14 protein-coding genes are annotated in these 17,428 nt (G+C 69.1%); 9 read left to right on the top strand and 5 right to left on the bottom strand.

All coding sequences use genetic code 11. The annotated features are described in order from the left end of the window. Nucleotides 1-31: 31 nt before the first annotated feature. Nucleotides 32-445: a hypothetical protein gene (locus tag ACZ4O3_RS42240; protein WP_467727684.1), complete on the top strand. Its 414-nt coding sequence runs from the start codon at nt 32-34 to the stop codon at nt 443-445. Between the two features lie 770 nt (nt 446-1,215). On the opposite strand, the gene ACZ4O3_RS42235 is transcribed toward ACZ4O3_RS42240, so the two are convergent. Both ACZ4O3_RS42235 and ACZ4O3_RS42230 read right to left on the bottom strand, forming a co-directional pair. After that, entirely contained in the window at nt 1,216-1,869 is a 654-nt protein-coding gene (locus ACZ4O3_RS42235) for a helix-turn-helix transcriptional regulator (RefSeq protein ID WP_467727682.1), read from the bottom strand. 127 nt (nt 1,870-1,996) lie between these two features. Then, nucleotides 1,997-2,791, bottom strand: coding sequence for an SDR family NAD(P)-dependent oxidoreductase (locus tag ACZ4O3_RS42230; RefSeq protein WP_467727680.1), 795 nt, complete (start codon nt 2,789-2,791; stop codon nt 1,997-1,999). Nucleotides 2,792-3,329: 538 nt separating this feature from the next. On the opposite strand from ACZ4O3_RS42230, the gene ACZ4O3_RS42225 reads away from it, so the two are divergent. From ACZ4O3_RS42225 to ACZ4O3_RS42210, 4 genes are all read left to right on the top strand, one after another. Next, nucleotides 3,330-3,614: a hypothetical protein gene (locus ACZ4O3_RS42225; RefSeq protein ID WP_467727678.1), complete on the top strand. Its 285-nt coding sequence runs from the start codon at nt 3,330-3,332 to the stop codon at nt 3,612-3,614. Nucleotides 3,615-3,632: 18 nt separating this feature from the next. Continuing rightward, a complete protein-coding gene (locus tag ACZ4O3_RS42220) occupies nt 3,633-4,217 on the top strand; it encodes a prolipoprotein diacylglyceryl transferase family protein (protein ID WP_467727677.1) in 585 nt (194 codons plus the stop codon). Between the two features lie 273 nt (nt 4,218-4,490). Continuing rightward, complete coding sequence (locus tag ACZ4O3_RS42215; protein WP_467727675.1) at nt 4,491-4,871, top strand: hypothetical protein; 381 nt, start codon at nt 4,491-4,493, stop codon at nt 4,869-4,871. Between the two features lie 131 nt (nt 4,872-5,002). After that, nucleotides 5,003-5,383, top strand: coding sequence for a hypothetical protein (locus ACZ4O3_RS42210; RefSeq protein ID WP_467727674.1), 381 nt, complete (start codon nt 5,003-5,005; stop codon nt 5,381-5,383). A 397-nt stretch (nt 5,384-5,780) separates the two neighbouring features. Here the strand turns inward: ACZ4O3_RS42210 and ACZ4O3_RS42205 are convergent, their stop codons facing one another. After that, the gene (locus ACZ4O3_RS42205) at nt 5,781-6,221 is read right to left on the bottom strand and encodes an SsgA family sporulation/cell division regulator (protein ID WP_467727673.1); all 441 of its coding nucleotides are present in this window, start codon (nt 6,219-6,221) and stop codon (nt 5,781-5,783) included. A 372-nt stretch (nt 6,222-6,593) separates the two neighbouring features. Between ACZ4O3_RS42205 and ACZ4O3_RS42200 the strand changes: the two genes are divergently transcribed. Continuing rightward, nucleotides 6,594-8,852, top strand: a complete 2,259-nt coding sequence (locus ACZ4O3_RS42200) for an ATP-binding protein (RefSeq protein ID WP_467727672.1) — start codon at nt 6,594-6,596, stop codon at nt 8,850-8,852. A gap of 350 nt (nt 8,853-9,202) precedes the next feature. On the opposite strand, the gene ACZ4O3_RS42195 is transcribed toward ACZ4O3_RS42200, so the two are convergent. Further along, nucleotides 9,203-13,273, bottom strand: coding sequence for a carboxypeptidase regulatory-like domain-containing protein (locus ACZ4O3_RS42195; protein ID WP_467727670.1), 4,071 nt, complete (start codon nt 13,271-13,273; stop codon nt 9,203-9,205). Nucleotides 13,274-13,769: 496 nt separating this feature from the next. Between ACZ4O3_RS42195 and ACZ4O3_RS42190 the strand changes: the two genes are divergently transcribed. After that, complete coding sequence (locus tag ACZ4O3_RS42190) at nt 13,770-14,045, top strand: WhiB family transcriptional regulator (RefSeq protein WP_467727668.1); 276 nt, start codon at nt 13,770-13,772, stop codon at nt 14,043-14,045. 72 nt (nt 14,046-14,117) lie between these two features. Here ACZ4O3_RS42190 and ACZ4O3_RS42185 read toward each other — a convergent pair whose 3' ends face one another. Then, nucleotides 14,118-14,771, bottom strand: coding sequence for a DUF6461 domain-containing protein (locus ACZ4O3_RS42185; RefSeq protein ID WP_467727666.1), 654 nt, complete (start codon nt 14,769-14,771; stop codon nt 14,118-14,120). Nucleotides 14,772-15,376: 605 nt separating this feature from the next. Between ACZ4O3_RS42185 and ACZ4O3_RS42180 the strand changes: the two genes are divergently transcribed. Together ACZ4O3_RS42180 and ACZ4O3_RS42175 are read left to right on the top strand one after the other, a co-directional pair. Then, nucleotides 15,377-16,339, top strand: coding sequence for an AraC-like ligand-binding domain-containing protein (locus ACZ4O3_RS42180; RefSeq protein ID WP_467727665.1), 963 nt, complete (start codon nt 15,377-15,379; stop codon nt 16,337-16,339). Nucleotides 16,340-16,347: 8 nt separating this feature from the next. Then, nucleotides 16,348-17,418, top strand: a complete 1,071-nt coding sequence (locus ACZ4O3_RS42175; protein ID WP_467727664.1) for a helix-turn-helix domain-containing protein — start codon at nt 16,348-16,350, stop codon at nt 17,416-17,418. The last annotated feature ends 10 nt before the right edge of the window (nt 17,419-17,428 follow it).

The following is a 17,428-nucleotide window of genomic DNA, read 5'->3' as shown; positions in this document are numbered from 1 at the left end:
AAGACCGTGACTGCAGGGGAAGTTGGGAGTCATGGCGGAGAAGCGACGGAAGTTCAGTCGGATCCGATGGCAGGACCTGGACCGGATCGTACTTTTCCATCTCCGCCCCGACGACGCGAAGGGCCTCACCAAGAAGAAACCGTCCAAGGCACTCGCCCACAAGTCCGTCCTGGAGAACTTTGCCCGCCACAATGGCTTCTCCTTCACCGTGGAAACAGTCCCAGTGCCCCCCGACAGACGGCGGGATCCGGCTCCCACGGCCGACCCGAGCATCTGCGAGGACTCGGACAGCACCACGTTCGACGACCTCCACTCGACTGCCTCGCTCCTCGACAGTGCCGGCGTACCCCGCGAGGACCTGTTCAGGACCGCGGCCACGCGCGCGGAGCAGAGCGCCGCCGGCACTGTCGCCGATCCCGCCCCGGGACCCTGGACCACACCGTGACGTTTTGCGCGATGACACCGACTGGTGTCGGCGTACACGTGGACGTGGCCCCGGCAAGATGTCCGTGAAGCCGGGGAGTGCCACCATGCGCCAATGACGCTCCGTCATGGGTGCGGCATCGGAGCAGGGCCATGTGGATGACGGCGTGGCGGAGCAGCGGGACTCTTGCGCGTTCGGCCATGAGTCGTGGAGCTTCACGTCGCGTGATGCAGCCCTCGTTGACACCGGAGTTGAACGGGCTGGTGATGCCGCGCACGACCGCTGTCTGGTCTTCGCGGAGCGTACTGGCCAGGCTGGCGAGTGCGGGAAGACGGGAGGATGCGAGGTGGTCGAGCCAGTCCGGCAGCTGGGTCGAATCGCGACGTCGAGCATGACGGCGAACCGCCGTGCCAGGTCGCGGGTTCGCTGCAGCTCCGGGCAGTGCTCAAAAAATCAGGCGGAAAGACTCGGCTGCGTGCAGGCTGCGGCGGGACCGCGCGGTCGTGATCCACCGGGCGACTTCGCGGGGTGAGGCGGCCGTTCGCGCGGAGTGCCGATCGAGAGGCCGCGGCGCAGCGGCACGATGGCTGTCTTGACCCGTTGGTAGTGGCCGCGGTAGCCCATGGCGACGGTCTCTCGGTGCAGCACCGTCGCGGCGTGCTCACCTTCCTCCCACCGCTGCCGACCTGCGCGGGGTCGTCACCGACGCCCGACGCTCGGCCGCGTGGGAAGACGTACGTGGTCACCTCCGCCGCCCTGGCGGCCGACGATCGGGGCTGCCGGCCTGGCCCCTACAGAACGCCCTGGCGCAGTGCGTAGGCGACGGCGTGGACGCGGTTGCGCAGGCCGTGGCGGACGATCATCTCGTGGATGATGTACTTGACGGTGCGTTCGGAGTAGTGCAGGGCCGCGGCGATCTCCGTGGTGCTGAAGCCGGCGGCCAGCTGCCGCAGTACCGCGAGCTCCCGGTCGGTGAAGGACAACTGGTCCTCACCTCCCTCGGAGGCCTGGTCGTTCCAGCGCCCGGTGCGGATCTGCTCCAGCAGTGGTCCGAGCATCGACTGGGGCAGTGAGGCGGCGCCGCGCGCGACGGCGCAGAGCATCTTGCTGATGTCCGCGAGAGTGGTGTGGTCACGGGACAGGAATGCCACGAGTCCCAGCTCCACCACGCGGACGAGCTGCTCGACCGTGGGTCTGTTCGCCACGAGGATCAGCCGCGGTGATTCGTCGGGGTTTTCCCGGCAGTAGCGCTGCAGGACCGCGAAGGTGTTCTCCGCCAGCTCGGCGGTGATGAGCAGGACCACGTCCGGAGTCTGTTCGTCCCCCGGCCCGAGCACCTGCACACGGTCGTCGCCCGCCACATGTGCCTCCACGCCCTGCGCGGTCAGTCTGTCCTCCGCAAGGACGACCACCCGCATGGGCCGCGGCGTTCCAGAACCGCTCACCGAACGTCCTTTCCGAGAGTCCGAGATCTCGCGTCGCGCGAGACCGCGCCGGCCCGCCCGCGGACCGCTCGGCGCCTGGGCCGAGGCGTCCGGTCGGGCGGGACGACAGGGGGCGTTCGTCGAGAGGTCAGAGGGTCTTGATCTGGCCGCCGTCGAGGACGACCTCGGCTCCGGTGATGTTGGCGGCGAGGGGGGAGGCGAGGAAGAGGGTGAGGTCGGCGACCTCGTGCGCCTCGGTGATCCGGCCGGAGGTGATGCCCATGCTCTGCGGTACGACGGTGTCGAGGGCTTCCTGCGCGGTGGTGCCGGCGGCCGCGGCGGTGGCGTCGGCGAAGCCGCCAGGAGCGGTCCACAAGGGGGTGCGGACCGGGCCCGGCGAGACGGCGTTGACGCGGACGCCCTGGGGGGCGAACTCCTCGGACAGCGTCTTGTTCAGGTTGGTCAGCGCCGCCTTGGCCGCCGAGTAGTCCACGACCATGGGGAAGGGCAGCCGGGCGTTGATGGAGCTGATGTTGACGATCGAGGCGCCTTCCGCCTGGAGCAGGTGGGGGAGGGCCGCGCGGCTGGCGCGGACGGCGCTGAAGAAGGTCAGGCCGAAGACCTTCTGCCAGTCCTCGTCGGTGACCTTGAGGAACGACTCGCGGGGCTCGGCCGCGCCGACGTTGTTGACGAGGATGTCGATCCGGCCGTGCCGCTCGACGGCGGTGCGCACGAGGGTTTCGGGGCCCTCGGACGTCGACAGGTCGACGGGCACGACGGTGACGTCGTGGTTCGAGGCGAGCGCGTCGAGCTCGGGGGTGGAGGTGCGGCTGCCGGCCACGACCTTGGCGCCTTCACGGACAAGTCCCTCGACGACCGCCAGGCCGATGCCCTTGCTGGCTCCGGTGACGACGGCGACCTTGCCCTGGAGGTGCAGTTCCATGATGTTCCTTTTCTGGATCGCTCAATACAGAATTGTGTTACAGGACGGTGAGTGGCGAGTGCGACCTCGGAGTCCGTCCGCGGTGCGGTCCGGTCCACCTTCCCGGCGGCCCCCAGGAGGGGGCCCGTACTTTCTGGAATGTTCAATCAAGTACGGGTCGGAAGTATTCCGCCCCCCACGGACCAGTGCGGCACGGCCCTCCCGAGAGGGGCCCGAGCCGGCGTGGCAGGGCCCGCCGCGCCGCCGGGCCCGACCTCTGGATCCAGCTCACACCGCACCGGACCGGCCGCCGGCACCCTTCTTCGCCGCCGCCGGTGGCCGACGGGTCCTCGGGAGGCGTACGGCGATCACCACAGTCATCGGTCGCTCGCATCCAGTCCGCCGAATTCTGCCCCACCGAGCCAAAGGCATTGACCGAACGGGCAGGCCGGAACCCCGCGAGGGGTCGATCGAACCGGGCGGGCCGTGTACTTAACCGTTATGCAGCCTGCTACCCCAGGCCTCGCCCCCACCGGACGACAGGGAGGTTCGAACAGGAATGGATGAGGCGAAGACGAGCACCGGCACTCCCGGGACCGAAGTCATGACGGAATCGCTCTACGACGCGACGACGTGTCCACGTGTCGACGAAGCGGCATCCGCGAGGGGGGAAGCAGCCGAACGCCATGTCTACAGTGCGCCGATCGAGCGATTCATCGCATCCACGCACACGGCGTCTCGCCCCGTTTCCCGCCATCCGTACTTTCTGGCGATAGATGTCGCGACCCTGTCCCTCATACCTTCATCCGTACTGGCCGGCCAGCTGCGCTCCGACCTGACGTGATGGAAGGTATCGATCGCGATGATTTTGGTGCACACCGTCGGATACAACGTCTATTTGCGGGCGAAAAAGAAGGTGACCAAGACCAGGGCGCGTTCGACCATACAGGACCTCGCCCTGGCGATCATCCCTCAATACTTACTCGCGTGCTGGCTCCTCGGTCAGCCGATCGGACCGGGAAGTGACTATCTCGGAATCTGCCTTCCCGTCCTTCTCGTGATCTATCGAATCGGCTGTCTTGTCGGCGGATGCTGCTACGGACGCCCCAACCCCAAGGGCATCAGGTACCGCCCGGAACTCGTCGGCGGCGCAGCCACACGCTTCCGGACCTATGACCCGGGGCCCTGCCCGCCAGGCCCCGTGACCCCACTGCAACTGGTGGACGCGGCAGCACATCTGGCGGCTCTGACGGCAGTGATCCTCATCGCCCTCTGCGACTCCCGCCTGCCACTGCTCCCCGCCTACCTGCTCGCCTACTGCCTTCTGCGCATCCCGCTCGACTCCCTCCGAGGCCACCGGCACCGACCGGTCTACGGCGCCCTCTCGGAGTCTCAGTGGGCGGCACTCATCGTCGCTTCCGCCTCCGCGATATGGCTCATTTCGTAGGTTCCCTCCCCCGCGGGGAAAGCATCCCGCGGGCGCTCGGATGTCGCACCGGAGACTGGATGATCCCCTGGATCGGCTTTAATCCGCACAACCGTGGCCTGAAGCAATCCGCAAGTGTTTCCGAAAGGGCAGACCCTTTCCCCGTATGGGCAGGTGAAGTACCCGGCCCTTACTGGTGATTCTATGCTCCGTCGGCAAGAGGGCCGTCGGAACGGTTACCTCGGAGTACGCCGGAAGGAATCGTTCGCCGGCGTTCATCGCGAAGGAGAGCAAGTGCGCTTCCTCAGAAATGCCAAGCGGGTTGGTATCACCGCGGCCGTCACCTGCGCCATGGCCACGGGCCTGCTGGCCGGCACGGCGGGCCCGGCATCCGCGTCGACGATCAAGAACCAGTGGATCCAGCTCTGTGCACAGGGCAACTACCCGGCCCAGGTCGAGTTCCCCTACCGAGGGGGATTCTCGAGCTTCGTCGTCTCTCCCGGACAGTGCCAGTGGTGGAACTTCCAGGACCTCGGCACCTGGGAACCGGTCAACGTCGTGGACGTCTGGTCGGGCAGGACCGTCGGCACCACGTGGTACAAGGGCGACGTCTCCGGACTGGGGATTGGAGCGGAAGGCTCGGAAGGCGGCAGCCAGTGGATCCAGACCTGGTGACCACGGGCACATCGGAGCCGCTCGGCTGACGCGTCCTCGCTCTGGACTTCGTCACCACGAGGGCCCATGGGAACGGTCCGGTACCGAGTCCCTCAATCAACCTCTCCCAGTACTCTCCTCGGAGGAACCAAGTGCGCTTCGCCAAGAAGACCCGCCGGCTTGCCGTCTCCGCGGCCGCGATCTGCGCCACGGCGACCAGTCTGCTTGCCCTGACGGCCCCTTCGGCGTCCGCGTCGACGATCCAGAACCAGTGGGTGCAACTGTGCGCCCAGGGGAACTACCCCGCCGTGCTCCAGTTTCCCTACCGAGGCGGCATGGAAAGCACCGGGGTCAACCCCGGACAGTGCAACTGGTGGAACTGGCAGTCCATCGGCACCTGGGAACCGATCAACGTCATAGACGTCTACTCGCACAGGACGGTCGGTACCGTTTGGTACAAGGGCGACGTCTCCGGAGTGGGCATCGGGGCCGAAGGGTCGGACGGCGGCAGTCAGTGGATCCAGACGTGGTAGTCCTGCGGGGCCTGAACGCGCCAGACCGCGCGAGCTGCCGCGGCACCCGCCTGTCGTGACCGACTGCCCACGTCGTTCGTGAACGGTCCCGCAGCGGCGAGCGCGTGCTGCGCGGGTGTGAACAGACGCCCGACTCCCGAGTCGAACCGGCGCTCCGCCGGCGGGAGAACGGGCCAGCCGTTCGCACGGTTCGCTCCGCCCGCGCTCGCTGCAGGACCGGGGTCCGGACTCGTGATCGGCAGGGGTCCGGACGACGGGTCCTGCGGTGCTGCGAGTGCGCCGAGAGCCTGGGACGGCTCCCGCCCCCGCCGCCGTACCCGTCATCTGCCGTGCGGTGCGGTCCGCGACCGCAAGACGCCTCGCGTCCGACTCCGGCGGAAAGGCGCCCGCCGGTCGTTCAGTCGTCGGCCGCCAGAAGGAGGGTCGCGATGTGATCGATGTCGACGTGGCTTCCCTCCGTGCCCGTCGGCACGAGTTCCTGCGCCCGGTCCAGGAAATCGGCGACGGGCGAGGCCTTCATGTCGAGCACCGCCGAGCCGAGTCGGGACCTGACGACAATGCGGATGACCGGACCGTGCGACGAGCGCCGGGGGGACACCAGTACGTCCCCTTCGCCCACCGGTCGGCGCATTCCCTCTTGCAGAAGGCTCAGCGCGAACACCCAGTTGACCGTACCGCTCGAGGTGGCCCCGATCGACAGGCGTACGGCGTAGGGGTCCCCACAGTGATAGTAGAAGGCTGCCGGGAGTGAGACACGCGGTTCACCTCCGACCACCACGTGCACTTCGAGCTCACAAGTGGCCGTCGTCTCGGCCGCGCTTGAAAACGGTTGAGTCATTTCCTGCCCGTTCCACAAGGTCTGGGGGATGGCATCTCCTGCCCGAAAAAAGCCTAGAGCCGCCCGCAGAAGCCACTTGCCGGGAAATGTATGAGAGGTTGCCCAGGAGAGAACCGAGCGCGAAGGGACCTCCAAGGCGCGCCCTTACGTCCCTCGGCCCGCACAGGAGTTCCACAGACACCCCAGCTCCCGGCGGCAACCTGTCCCGCTCACCTCACCCGGCATGGACTTGTGAATATCCTGTAGCCGCGTACCGCTCATGATCGCCAGGCAGCGTACGTCTTCGCCGGCTCCGACAGGTGGTCGCATGGCGACGAGACGGACCGAGTTGGTCCGGGCACAGAGGTACGAGGCACACGGGGGGTGGGTCGGGTGACCGACGTGAACGATGTCGGGTTCGGGGCGCTGCTCAGGCAGTTGCGTCTGGAGTCGTCGCTGACGATCGAAGCGCTGGCCGAGGCTTCGGGGGTGAGCGGCCGCGGGATCGGAGATCTGGAACGGGGACGCCGGGCGACTCCCCAGCGAGGCACGGTCGCGGCGCTGGCGACGGGGCTGAACCTGCACGAGGCGGATCGAGAACGGCTGTTGGCGGCGGCCCGCATCGGCCGCAACCCGCGCCAGAGCCCGGCCGACGTACGGGCCTTCCCGCGGGGCGTCGACGACTTCGTAGGCCGGGAGCAGGAACTCGCCCACCTCACGGCGCTGGCAGGACAGGCGGCCCTCGGGCGCTCACAGGTCGTCGCGGTGTCCGGGCCGCCGGGCACCGGGAAGACCACGCTGGCACTGCACGCCGCACGCGAACTGGCCGATCGTTTCCCCGACGGGCAGCTCGTGCTCGACCTGCGCGGCATGGACGACGAACCCCCCATGCCGGCGGAGCTCATGCTGCGCGTGCTCAAGGCCGTCGGCGTCGCCGACCGGGACCTGGCCAAGGCCGGACCGCAGGGCCATCCGGAGCTGTACCGGCAGGCGCTGGCCGGGCGATGCTGCCTGCTGGTGCTGGACAACGCCCGTGACGAGGCCCAGGTCCGCCCCCTCCTGCCGAGCGCGGGAGGGGCGATGGTCCTGATCACCAGCCGCAGGATGCTCACCGGGCTGGAGGACGTCGAGCGCCTGCCCATCGGCGAGCTCTCCCCGTCCGAAGCCGCCGTGTTCCTGGCCGGTGTGATCGGCAAGGACCGCGCGGACACGGATCCCGACGCGCTCTCCGAGGTCGCCCTGCGCTGCGCGTACCTGCCCCTTGCCCTGCGAGTGGCGGGCAACTGGCTTGCGACGCGCACCGGTTGGACGGTTCGCCGCCTGGCGGACCGTCTCGCCCTGGAGGAACGCCGGCTGGACACCCTGGCCGCGGGCGACGTCCGCGTGGCCGCCGCCTTCGACCTGTCCTACCGGCAGCTCACCCCCGGCGCCGCCCGGCTCTTCCGCTTCCTCTCCCTGGTCGACGGCCCCGACGCCAGCGTCGCCATGTGTGCCGAACTCACCGGCCAGGAGTACTTCGACGTCGAAGACACCCTGGAGGAGTTGGTCGAGACCGGTCTGCTGGGGTCCGACCAGGACCGGTACCGCCTCCACGACCTGCTGAAGCTGTACGCCCGCGACCGGCTGGGGGCCGAGGAGTCCGACAAGGCGGCCGAAGCGGCCCGGTCCGCGCTGCATCGCTGGCTCCTGGAGACCGCGGTGATGGCCGGCCGCTGGTTCGAGCCCGACTACGGTGCCCCGCCTCCCACTTGGCAGGGGACCGTCGATCTGGCCACGGCGGACCGCGCCCGTCAGTGGCTGCAGACGGAGAACATCAATTGGCTGGCGGCCTACCGTTCCGCCGCGCACGCGCAGGACCACGCCGCCGTGGTCGAGCTCGCGGAAGCACTCCACTGGTTCTCCGATCAGTGGATCTTCTGGGGACACTGGCCGGAGGTCTCCGCCACCGCCGCCGCCAGCGCTCAGGCCCTGGGCGATCCCCTCCTGGAAGCCACCCACCTCAACCTGCACGCCTGGGCCCTGCTGATCTGCGAAGGCCGGCACCACGCCAGCATGGAACGGTCAGCCGAGGCACTCGAGGCGGCCAGGCGCGCCGACGACCTTCCCCAGCAGGCGTGGGCCCACAGCTACACGGCCTGGGCGCTCAGCCACCTCGGCGACTACGCCGCGGCGGCACCGCACAATCGCGACGCGGCCAGACTGTTCGAAGCCGCCGGTGACCTGCACGGGACCCTCCACGCCATGTGCAGCCACGCCGACACCCTGCTGCGAGCGGGACTCTATGAGGAATCCATCGCGGAGCACCTCCGTACGCTCGCCTTTCTCGATCAGGCCGGCGACGGCATCGAACCGCACAGTGCCGCTTTCAACCGAACGAACGTGCAGACGTCGATAGGCCAGGCCCAGACCCTTCTCCAGAACTGGGCGAAGGCCGCCGAGCACCTGCGCATCGCGGTGGACCTCGCCCGCGCGAGCGCGAATCCGGGCCTGGAGAGCCGCGCGTTGATCCACCTGGCTGAAGCCCTGCGGGGCGGCGGACAGCGGGAACGGGCGCGCGAGATCTACGTCCAGTGCGTCGCTCTCGGGGAGGCCGCCAACCCCGAGCACGTGGCGACGGCCCGGGAGCGTCTGGCGGAGCTGGGCCACGGTTGATCCCGTCCTTCGGCCGTCGGCAGCGGTGGTCCGTCCTCGAAGGGGCCGGTGCGGTGGCGCGCTCTCCGTGTGGAGGCGGGTTCGGATGGAGGCGGCCGAGTGGGAGGCGAGAGGCGCTTCATCCCACTCGGCTGCCACAAGGAACGCTACGTCCCCACCGCCCACTCAGTGCGTCCAGAAGTGCGCGTCTGCTGGTCCACGAGCGCATCGCTCCTCACCCGGCGAGCCCTGACGTCCTCCGGTGCCCGACGTCGACGGCTCCGGTGAGAGGGCCGAACAGCCGACGGCCGGCCGTGAGGGACGAGTTCGTCCGTCACGGCCGGCTGTCAAGTCAGGCCCGTGCGCAGCGATCAAGGGGCTCTCTTCAGTGTGAAGTCGCCGACGGTCGTGCCCTTCTTCACCAGTTTCACCCGAGTGGTCCGCGACGCGTAGCCCTCCATCGACACGGTCACCGTGACCGGGCCGTCCCGGGCGTCGAGCCACAGCGAGTAGGTTCCGTCCTCGGCGGTCGTCAGGGTATGGCTCGACTTCTTGCCGACGAGCTGGACGGTGGCCCCGGCGAGAGGGACCGTGCCGCCCTCCCCGTCGTCACCGAGCACGGTCCCGGCGTATGCGCCCCACCCCTTGCGCGGGTTGACGGTCATCGTCACCGGGATCGGTGCGACGTGGTACGGCGTGTCCGTTTCGACACTCAACTGGGCCTGGTAGGAGCCTGGTCGCGTGACATCGGAGACAGAAGCATCCAGAGACACGGTCACGGTGGTACTGGCCCCCGGCCGCAGTGTCGCCGTCTGCCCACGCAGACCGAGCCAGGCCACGTCGTCGATGCGGTCGCCCTGGTCGTAGCCGGGCAGCACGCTGGCGGTGGCGACCGGTGCCGCATTGGCCGAGCGTCTGCCTCCGACACTGTAGAAGCCGGGAGCCGCACCGCCGCGGTAGATCGCGGAGACGGCGTTGGGCAGCGCGCTCCAGGTGCCGGCTCGGGGATCGTAGGCGAAGCTCTTGTTCGTCACCGCGGTCCCGGTCCTGCCGCCGATGGTGATGAACCGTCCGTTCGCCGCCGCGTAGTTCGGTCCCCACACCGCGAGGGGCATGTCCGCGATCGGTGACCAGGTGTCGGTCACCGGGTCGTAGACGTAGGCGTGCTTCGTGATGGTGTTGTCGGGGGCGAGGCCGCCTGCGCAGTAGAGCATGCCGGAGATCTCACCGCAGGCGGTCCAGGCGACGGTCTCGGGGTACGGGGCCGTCGCCGACCACTTGTCGGTGCGGGGGTCGTAGGCGTACACGTCCGTCGTGCCACCGCAGGTTCTGCCGCATCCGCCGACGACGTACAGCCTGCCGTCCACGACCGCGCTGCCCGAGGCCGCGTACGGCTTGGGTGAGGACGCTCCGGTGCTCCAGGTGTCGGTGGCCGGGTCGTATATCTCCAGCTTGGGATCGGGTGTGCCGTCGTTGCGCCAGCCGCCCACGGCGTAGAACTTGCCTCCGATGAATCCCTTGGCCGGTGCGTCACGTTCGTCGGCCGCCGAGGCCAGTTGCGACCAGGCGTCGGTGCCCGGGTCGTAGACGTACAGGTCCGATTTGTAGGTGGCACCGCTGGTGAAGCCGAAGGCGGAGTAGAGCCGGCCGTCGTACGCGGCGACCGCGTTGTCCATCGTGGCCGTCGGCAGGTCCGCCACCGGCTGCCAGGCCGCGCCGTCGGCCGGGGGCGTCTGCGTCCCGGAGCCGCCGAGCTGCTCGCCGACGGTGAAGGTGGCCGGTGCCTTCCCGGTGTTCTTGATCGTCACCTTCGCCGTCGCCCGGCCGTCCCAGGCCACGGTCTTGTCCACGGCCGTCTGCTTGAGGGTGAGCCTTCCGGCCTCAAGGGCGCGGTCGCTCTCGGTCACCCTGTCGGGCACCACGCGCGCCGCCTTGGTCCCGGTTACGAACCTGCTCTTGGTCACCGTGAAGGACTGTCTGCCGGACGTGTCGGAGAAGAGCCAGTAGAACCCGTCGCCCAGCCGCGGGTCGTTCGGGGTCGCCGTGGTCAGGGCGGACTGTCCCGCGTCGTCGGCGTTGCGGACGGCCGCGTTGACGACACCCGCACCCGTGTTGGCGTCGGTGACGACACCGGCCACCAGCCCGCCGCTCACGGGGGTGGCGGGGCGGTCACCGACGAAGAGGTTGTCCACTTCCCAGTAGTTGTCGCTGCCTGCGACGAAACGGAACCGCACCTGGACGGCCTTGGCCCCGGCGTAGGCGGCGATCGGTATGTCTATGTGTCCGGGCTGGGTGAGCGCGGTGTACGTGCGCAGATTGGTCCACGTGGCGCCGCCGTCGGTGGTGATGTCGACCGTGCCGGTCTGCGTGGGCGAGGCGAAGTAGGCCATGTCGAAGGAGATCCGCGGCCTGGTGTAGTCGCTGAAGTCGTAGACCGGGCTGACCAGTGACGAGTCCTGGCGCTTGCCGAGGAAGTCGAGGCTGTTGGCCTGAGCGAATCCCCCGCTGCCGGTGGTCATGTTGCCGTGGTGGGTGGGATCCGAGAACTGCCAGCCGCCCGTGGTGCCGGGGGCGTTGACGACACTCCAGCCGTCCGGCGGGGAATCGGTCGCATCGAACGCTTCGGTCCGGCCGACGGTTCCCACGGCGTAGCCCGCGAACGTGTCCTTCTCGCGGTCCACGGGAAGCGCGGCGTCAGCCGTTTCCGTCGAGGATCCGACGGTGATGTCCTTCGTGACCGTCTGGTAGCCGGGGTACTGGGCGACGATCTTCAGCGTGTAGTCGTGGCCCTCCGGCAGCTTCAGCTGGTAGACGCCGGTGTAGGGGTCGGTGAAGACCGGTGCGCCGGGCACGTCCTGCGCGGTGACCGTGGCGTAGAGCGGGTAGCCGTGGCCGGAACCGTCGGTGATCCTGCCGGTCACGGTCCTGGACTCGGCGGCATCCAGCGAGATGTCCTGGGTGATCGAGTCGCCGTCGGCGACGCTGACCGCCGCGACGGTCCTGCTGCGGTAGCCGTAGGCGTCGGCACGCAGATCGTAGCTGCCGGGCGGAAGCGTGAACGAGTAGTGCCCGTGGGAGTTCACGGTGACCTGGTAGCCGTCGGCCGAGACGGTGGCCCCGGTCAGCGGTGTTCCGCCGGCGTCGGTGACGGTGCCGCTGACCTTGCCGTTCGGGTAGCTGCGGAAGGCGGCCAGGCCGTTGGGAGTGCCAAGGCCCGTCGGCCCGTCGTAGCCGGCCCGCGCGGTGCAGAGATAGGCCGGGGTGCAGATGCCGTTGGTGCCGCTGGTGACGTCGTTGAGGGCGGAGGGCTTGAAATAAGGGTACGAGTTGGGGTTGCTGCCCGCGGCGGGAACGCCGGCGGTCGCGTACACGCCGGTGATGATGGGGGCGGAGGCGCTGGTGCCGCCCATCACTCCCCAGCCGTCGCCTCCGTAGGTCTGATAGACGGCCAGACCGGTGCGGGGGTCGGCGACCGCCGCCACGTCCGCCACCGAGCGCCCGTCACAGCCGGTGTCCGTCTGGAATCCGGGCTTGGGCTCGTAGACCGAGCATCCCGACCCGGACAGGTTCCACACCGACTCCGACCAGCCGCGCGAGGTGGACGAGCTCGGTGTGAGCGTCGTCCCGCCGACGGCGGTCACGTACTGCGAGGCAGCCGGGTAACTCACGCCGTACCCGAGGTCGCCGGTGGAGGCGACCATCGCGACGCCCGGGTGGTTGTAGTGGGCGTCGTAGTCGGTGGTCTCCGCCGGATCCTCGCCTTGGCCGGACCCGCCGGTGTAGTCGCTTCCATAGGAGTTGGAGACGTACTGGGCTCCCTGCGCGACCGCCTGGTCGACGGCGACGAAGATGTCCTCGAAATCGGAACTGTCGGCTTCCACCAGCAGGATGTGCGCGGCGGGCGCGGACGCGGAGACCATGTCCATGTCGAGGGAAGCCTCGCCGGCCCAACTGCTGTTGGGTTTGGGGTAATCGGTGCCGCCCCGCTGATCGATTTTACGGAAACAGCCGTTGGCGGTCGTGCATTCGGGCAGACCGTACTGCGAACGGTAGACGGCCAGATCGGACTCCGCCGTCGGATCGTCGTAGGCCACCACGATGGCGACCGTCCGCCCTTCGCCCCCGCTCGCCGGCAGGTCGTACGCACTCTGCAGATCCGACGGCCCGTATCCGGAGGGTGCCGAAGCCTGGACCCCGTGCTCGGTGCCGGTGTCGGTGCGCCGCAGCGCGAAACACCCGACCGTGCCGGGCCGCGGCACGTTGCACACGGACTCGACGGACGCGCTGGTGTCCTGCACCGATGTGCCGGTGCCGGGCTCCGCCGACGCGGTCGCGGCGAACGGCAGGCCGGCGCCGAGCACCGTCATCGCGAGGGAGGAGACGATCGCCAGCCTCGCGGGCCTCGGCCTGGGTCTCGCGGTGAACAGCCTAGATATTCGCAACGTGCGACTCCTGTGCGCTTGTACCTGGGACCAACCCTGTGAACACCGGTTGACTACGAACCCCTGTTCGCAAAAGACGTTTTCGCAGATGAACTGATGAAAGGTCAAGCAACAAGCTTCATAGGCACGTTCCGGGCATACGTCATCGCCTCGGCTGCGGTGGATCCGACTCGAGGAGGAGCCTAGGAGTCGCGGTCCCGCGCCCTTGCCTGTCCGCGCACCGGCCTTGTTCTGTCCGTGCACCCGGGGGTGGGAATCGGAGGTCGGCGGCTCGCTGCTCGTCGCCGCGAGTGCGGGGGGAGGTGCCTTTCTGGGCAAGGGGCCGTGCGTTCGCCGACTCGAACCCCGAGGACGAGTTCGTAGGGTTCGGAGCGACGGTCCCGCTTTCTCGCATGCGCGCTGTGGCCCTCGTCCGTTGAACTGCGAGCCGTGGTCTTCCCCGTCGGGATGCGCACGGCTTCGGAGGGCTGCTCAGCCGCTCATCAAAGGGGTGAGCATGAATACCTACACCAAGCCGCTTCTTCGGATGTGGGCGTGGCAGATGGACGCCGCCTGCCGCGGCATGGACAGCTCCGTCTTCTTCTCGCCCGAGAGCGAAAGAGGCCGAGCCCGTCAACGGCGGGAGGAAGCGGCACGGACCATCTGCCGCGCATGCCCCGTGCACGTTCCCTGCGGCCGCTTCGCCCAGGCGTCGCAGCAGGAGTACGGCGTCTGGGGCGGCTACACCGAGAACGAGCGGCGCTCCGCCATCGATGTGGGCGAGCGGACGTGACGCCCTCGCATCCGCGACGGCTGCCGTCGCCCGCGCCCGCCCGCGACTTGGCGCGCCCGCCCGCTGCGAACGTCAGTCGCCGGCGTTTCGCTGTGCCATGACCAGCGGTATCCGGCGGATCTCGTCCAGCGTCAGCACGGCCCCCGCCATGGCACAGGCGACCCGCATGCCGATCAGGCTGTCGACCTCGCCGGGTTCGAGGTCCTCCCAGGCGGCTATCCCGGCGGCCTCGAATGCGGCGGCCAGTTCGGCGGGCATGCCGGGAAGTCTTTCCTCCAGGCTGAGTTCGTCGATGACGACTTCCTCGACTTCCTCGCCGTCCACCGCGTAGTGGAGACTGGCGTGCCCGTTGATGGCGGACACCGTGGTGACCGCCGTCCGCCCCCCGCGGGAGAGGACTTCGGCGGTGCCGTCGAAGGTGTATCCCAAATCGTCGTAGACGAAGGTCCATGACCCGATCCGGCCCGCGAGCAGTGTGGCGGCGTCTCCCCCGTCACCGCGGTAAGCCGCGCTCGGCAGTGACGTGTACCGGTTCGGCTTCTTGTCGGGAAGGACGCACCGCCGGATCGAAGCGGGCTCGACGCGAAGGGCCTCGAGCGCCAGCACGGGTCCCATGTCCCGTACGACATGCAGACTGTGGTTCGGATCCTCGCCGGCGAGGTCGCGTATCCAGACCGGCAGCCCTTCCGAATCGAGCGTGTCGCGCGGGAATCCAGGCGTGACCATGAGCGACCTCTCAACCCTCTTCATCGTGTCCCGGCGCACCGGAGGAGGTGCCGCAAGGCGCTCTGGAGAGATCGCGCGCCGGTCGAGCAGGACGGCAGAGAGGCGGCACGCAACTCGACGGTGATCATTGGCCGGTATACCGGACACCGTCAATGTCCCGCACCAAGATCTGCGCGAAAGCGCACCGACCGCGCTGCGGAGGGCAGGATGTGCCCCGGCGGCTGGCCTGCCGGATCGGCTTCGGGTGAACTGTGCTCAGCGTCGGTCCCGGGGGGGCTGGAATCCTCCCCGGAGTCCGTCGACGATCCTGTGGGACCGCCCGGGTCCACGAGCCGGGCCATGGGGCCCGGTCGGGGCTCGCGCGCCGGGAGCCGTTCGCCCGCCGGACACGGGCGTCGGGCGTGCGGAAGCGCCTGCGGGGCAGTGCGCCCCGAGAATTCTTCCTGCACTTCTTCCTGGTACCTCTCGCGCAGGTGCGATGTGCTGACACCGCTCGCCGTGAGCCCTCGAACCGCCGTGATCCTCCACGGATCAGGCGGCCGGAGACCGCTCGCGCCCGACGGCCGTGTCGGCCGCGCGTCCGTACGACCTGCCAGGGAGTCGCCGTGTCCGTGGTCCTCTCCACCGCTCCGCTGTCCGCACCGGACCGAGCCGACTTCTGGCAGGACGCCGTGTCGCGGACGTTCGTACCGCTGGACGTCGATCTGCACGAGGACGAGCCGGCGACGGCGACGATCGTGAGCCGCCGGGTGGGGTTCATGCAGGTCTCGACCGTCACGGCCGGACCGCAGACCGTCACCCGAAGGCCCCGCATGATCGCGAGGGACGGCCGGGAGACCGTGACGCTCACGCTGATGCACCGGGGGATGGCCGAACGCTCGCAGGACGGCCGCGACACCGTCGTGCACCCCGGACAGTTCGCGCTCTCGGACTCCCGGCGCCCCTTCAGCAAGGTGCTGCGGCAGGCGTTCAGCCTCACTTCGTTCCACTTCCCCCGATCCGCCCTCGGGGTGAGTGATCCCGAACTGCGGGGCGTGACCGCCACCTCGTTCGGCCGGGACGAGCCACTCGCGGCGCTTCTCGCCGGGCACCTGAGGCGTCTGGACGTGAGTGCGGAGTCGGTCGCTCCCGCGCAGGCCGACAGGCTCGCCGCGGTGACGTGCGACCTGCTGGCGTGCCTGCTCCAGGAGAGGCACGGACGGCAGGTTTCCCAGGAGCCCGCCGCGGTCCAGGCGATGCTCCTGCGCGTCAAGGACTACATGGTGCGGAATCTCGCCGATCCTGACCTGTCTCTCGTGGAGGTCGCCTCCGCTCACCAGGTGTCGCTCAGGTATCTGCACAAGCTCTTCGAGACGGAAGGCGTCACCGCGGCGCGGTGGATCCAGCAGCAGCGTCTTGAGCGCTGCCGGAAGGAACTGGCACGGACGACGTCCCATGCCCCGACGGTGGCGACGGTGGCCCACAGCTGGGGCTTCGCCAGCGCCTCCCATTTCAGTCGCGTCTTCCGGCTCGCCTACGGGATCTCCCCACGGGAACTCCAGACGGCCGCGCGCAGGGGTTCGAGATGACACAGGCCATGCACGTTCTCACTGCCGCTCGTCAGGTGAACGGCGCCCGGATCGGCCACGAGACGGCCTGCGGGTCGCCGCGTTCCCCGATACCGGCGCCCGATCCCCTCCGTGCGACCGAGGAGCCACCCCCACAGACGGAGGGCCCCTGGCACGAGGCGCTGCACGGCACGCTGGGCATGGTCGACGCCGAGGCGCCGGACGGACCGCACGGGTCGGCGATCCGGACGTTCGGGCTGGGCCACATGAAGCTCGCCACCTTGGAGGGCGGCGGGATGCGGCTGCGTCGTCCCCAGCGGCCCACCACCGAGGACGACGGCCTCCTGGTCGTCATGCTGATGGACACGGGCGCCGCCGCGGTGGAGCGGGACGACCGCCGGGTCGTCCTCAAGGCCGGGGACATGGCCTTCTACGACCTGGCACGGCCCATGTCGCTCGACTTCACCGGCGTGTACCGCGCGAAGTTCCTCGTCCTGCCTCGCCGGCTCATCGGCCTGAGGGAGGACCACCTGCGACGGATCGTCGCGACGCCCATCCGCCCCGACACGACCATGGGCTCGATGGCCGCCGCGTTCCTGGCGCAACTGGTCGACACGGCGGCGGACTGCCCGGCAGCGGCACGCGTTCCTCTGGCGAGCACCGCCATCGATCTGCTGACCCTCCTGGCCGAGGAACAGGTGAGCCTGAGGTCGCAGGGCTCCGCGGGTCTCGACCGTCTGCTGGAGATCAAGAGGTTCGTCGAACAGCACATCGACGACCCGGATCTCACCCCGCAGACCGTGGCCCGCGCCAACTCGATCTCCGTCCGTTACCTCCACAAGCTCTTCCAGGCCGACGGCGGAACCATCGGGCAGTGGATCCAGCGCTGCCGGCTGCAGAAGTGCCGCAGCGAACTGGCCGGGCTGGACGCCACCAGGCGCTCCATCTCCGCAGTGGCCCACCGGTGGGGATTCACCAGCGCGTCCCACTTCAGCCGGGCGTTCCGTTCCCTCTACGGGATCTCGCCGGCCGAGTGGAGGGACCCGGGCGTGAAGGTCTCCAAGAAGTCCGTGGCAGCACCGGGTACGGTCGCCGCGTAGCGGACCGCGG

Source organism: Streptomyces sp. NPDC026515, from assembly GCF_055567595.1.
The sequence above is the reverse complement of the archived record's forward strand: the minus strand, read 5'-3'. Positions and strand labels throughout refer to the sequence as shown.

Excerpts from the sequence above, each read along its gene's own strand:
- ACZ4O3_RS42190 (WP_467727668.1), top strand. The coding sequence starts at position 13,770 with ATGAATACCTACACCAAGCCGCTTCTTCGGATGTGGGCGTGGCAGATG.
- ACZ4O3_RS42205 (WP_467727673.1), bottom strand. The coding sequence starts at position 6,221 with ATGACTCAACCGTTTTCAAGCGCGGCCGAGACGACGGCCACTTGTGAG.
- ACZ4O3_RS42230 (WP_467727680.1), bottom strand. The coding sequence starts at position 2,791 with ATGGAACTGCACCTCCAGGGCAAGGTCGCCGTCGTCACCGGAGCCAGC.
- ACZ4O3_RS42240 (WP_467727684.1), top strand. The coding sequence starts at position 32 with ATGGCGGAGAAGCGACGGAAGTTCAGTCGGATCCGATGGCAGGACCTG.
- ACZ4O3_RS42225 (WP_467727678.1), top strand. The coding sequence starts at position 3,330 with ATGGATGAGGCGAAGACGAGCACCGGCACTCCCGGGACCGAAGTCATG.
- ACZ4O3_RS42185 (WP_467727666.1), bottom strand. The coding sequence starts at position 14,771 with ATGGTCACGCCTGGATTCCCGCGCGACACGCTCGATTCGGAAGGGCTG.
- ACZ4O3_RS42220 (WP_467727677.1), top strand. The coding sequence starts at position 3,633 with ATGATTTTGGTGCACACCGTCGGATACAACGTCTATTTGCGGGCGAAA.
- ACZ4O3_RS42175 (WP_467727664.1), top strand. The coding sequence starts at position 16,348 with ATGCACGTTCTCACTGCCGCTCGTCAGGTGAACGGCGCCCGGATCGGC.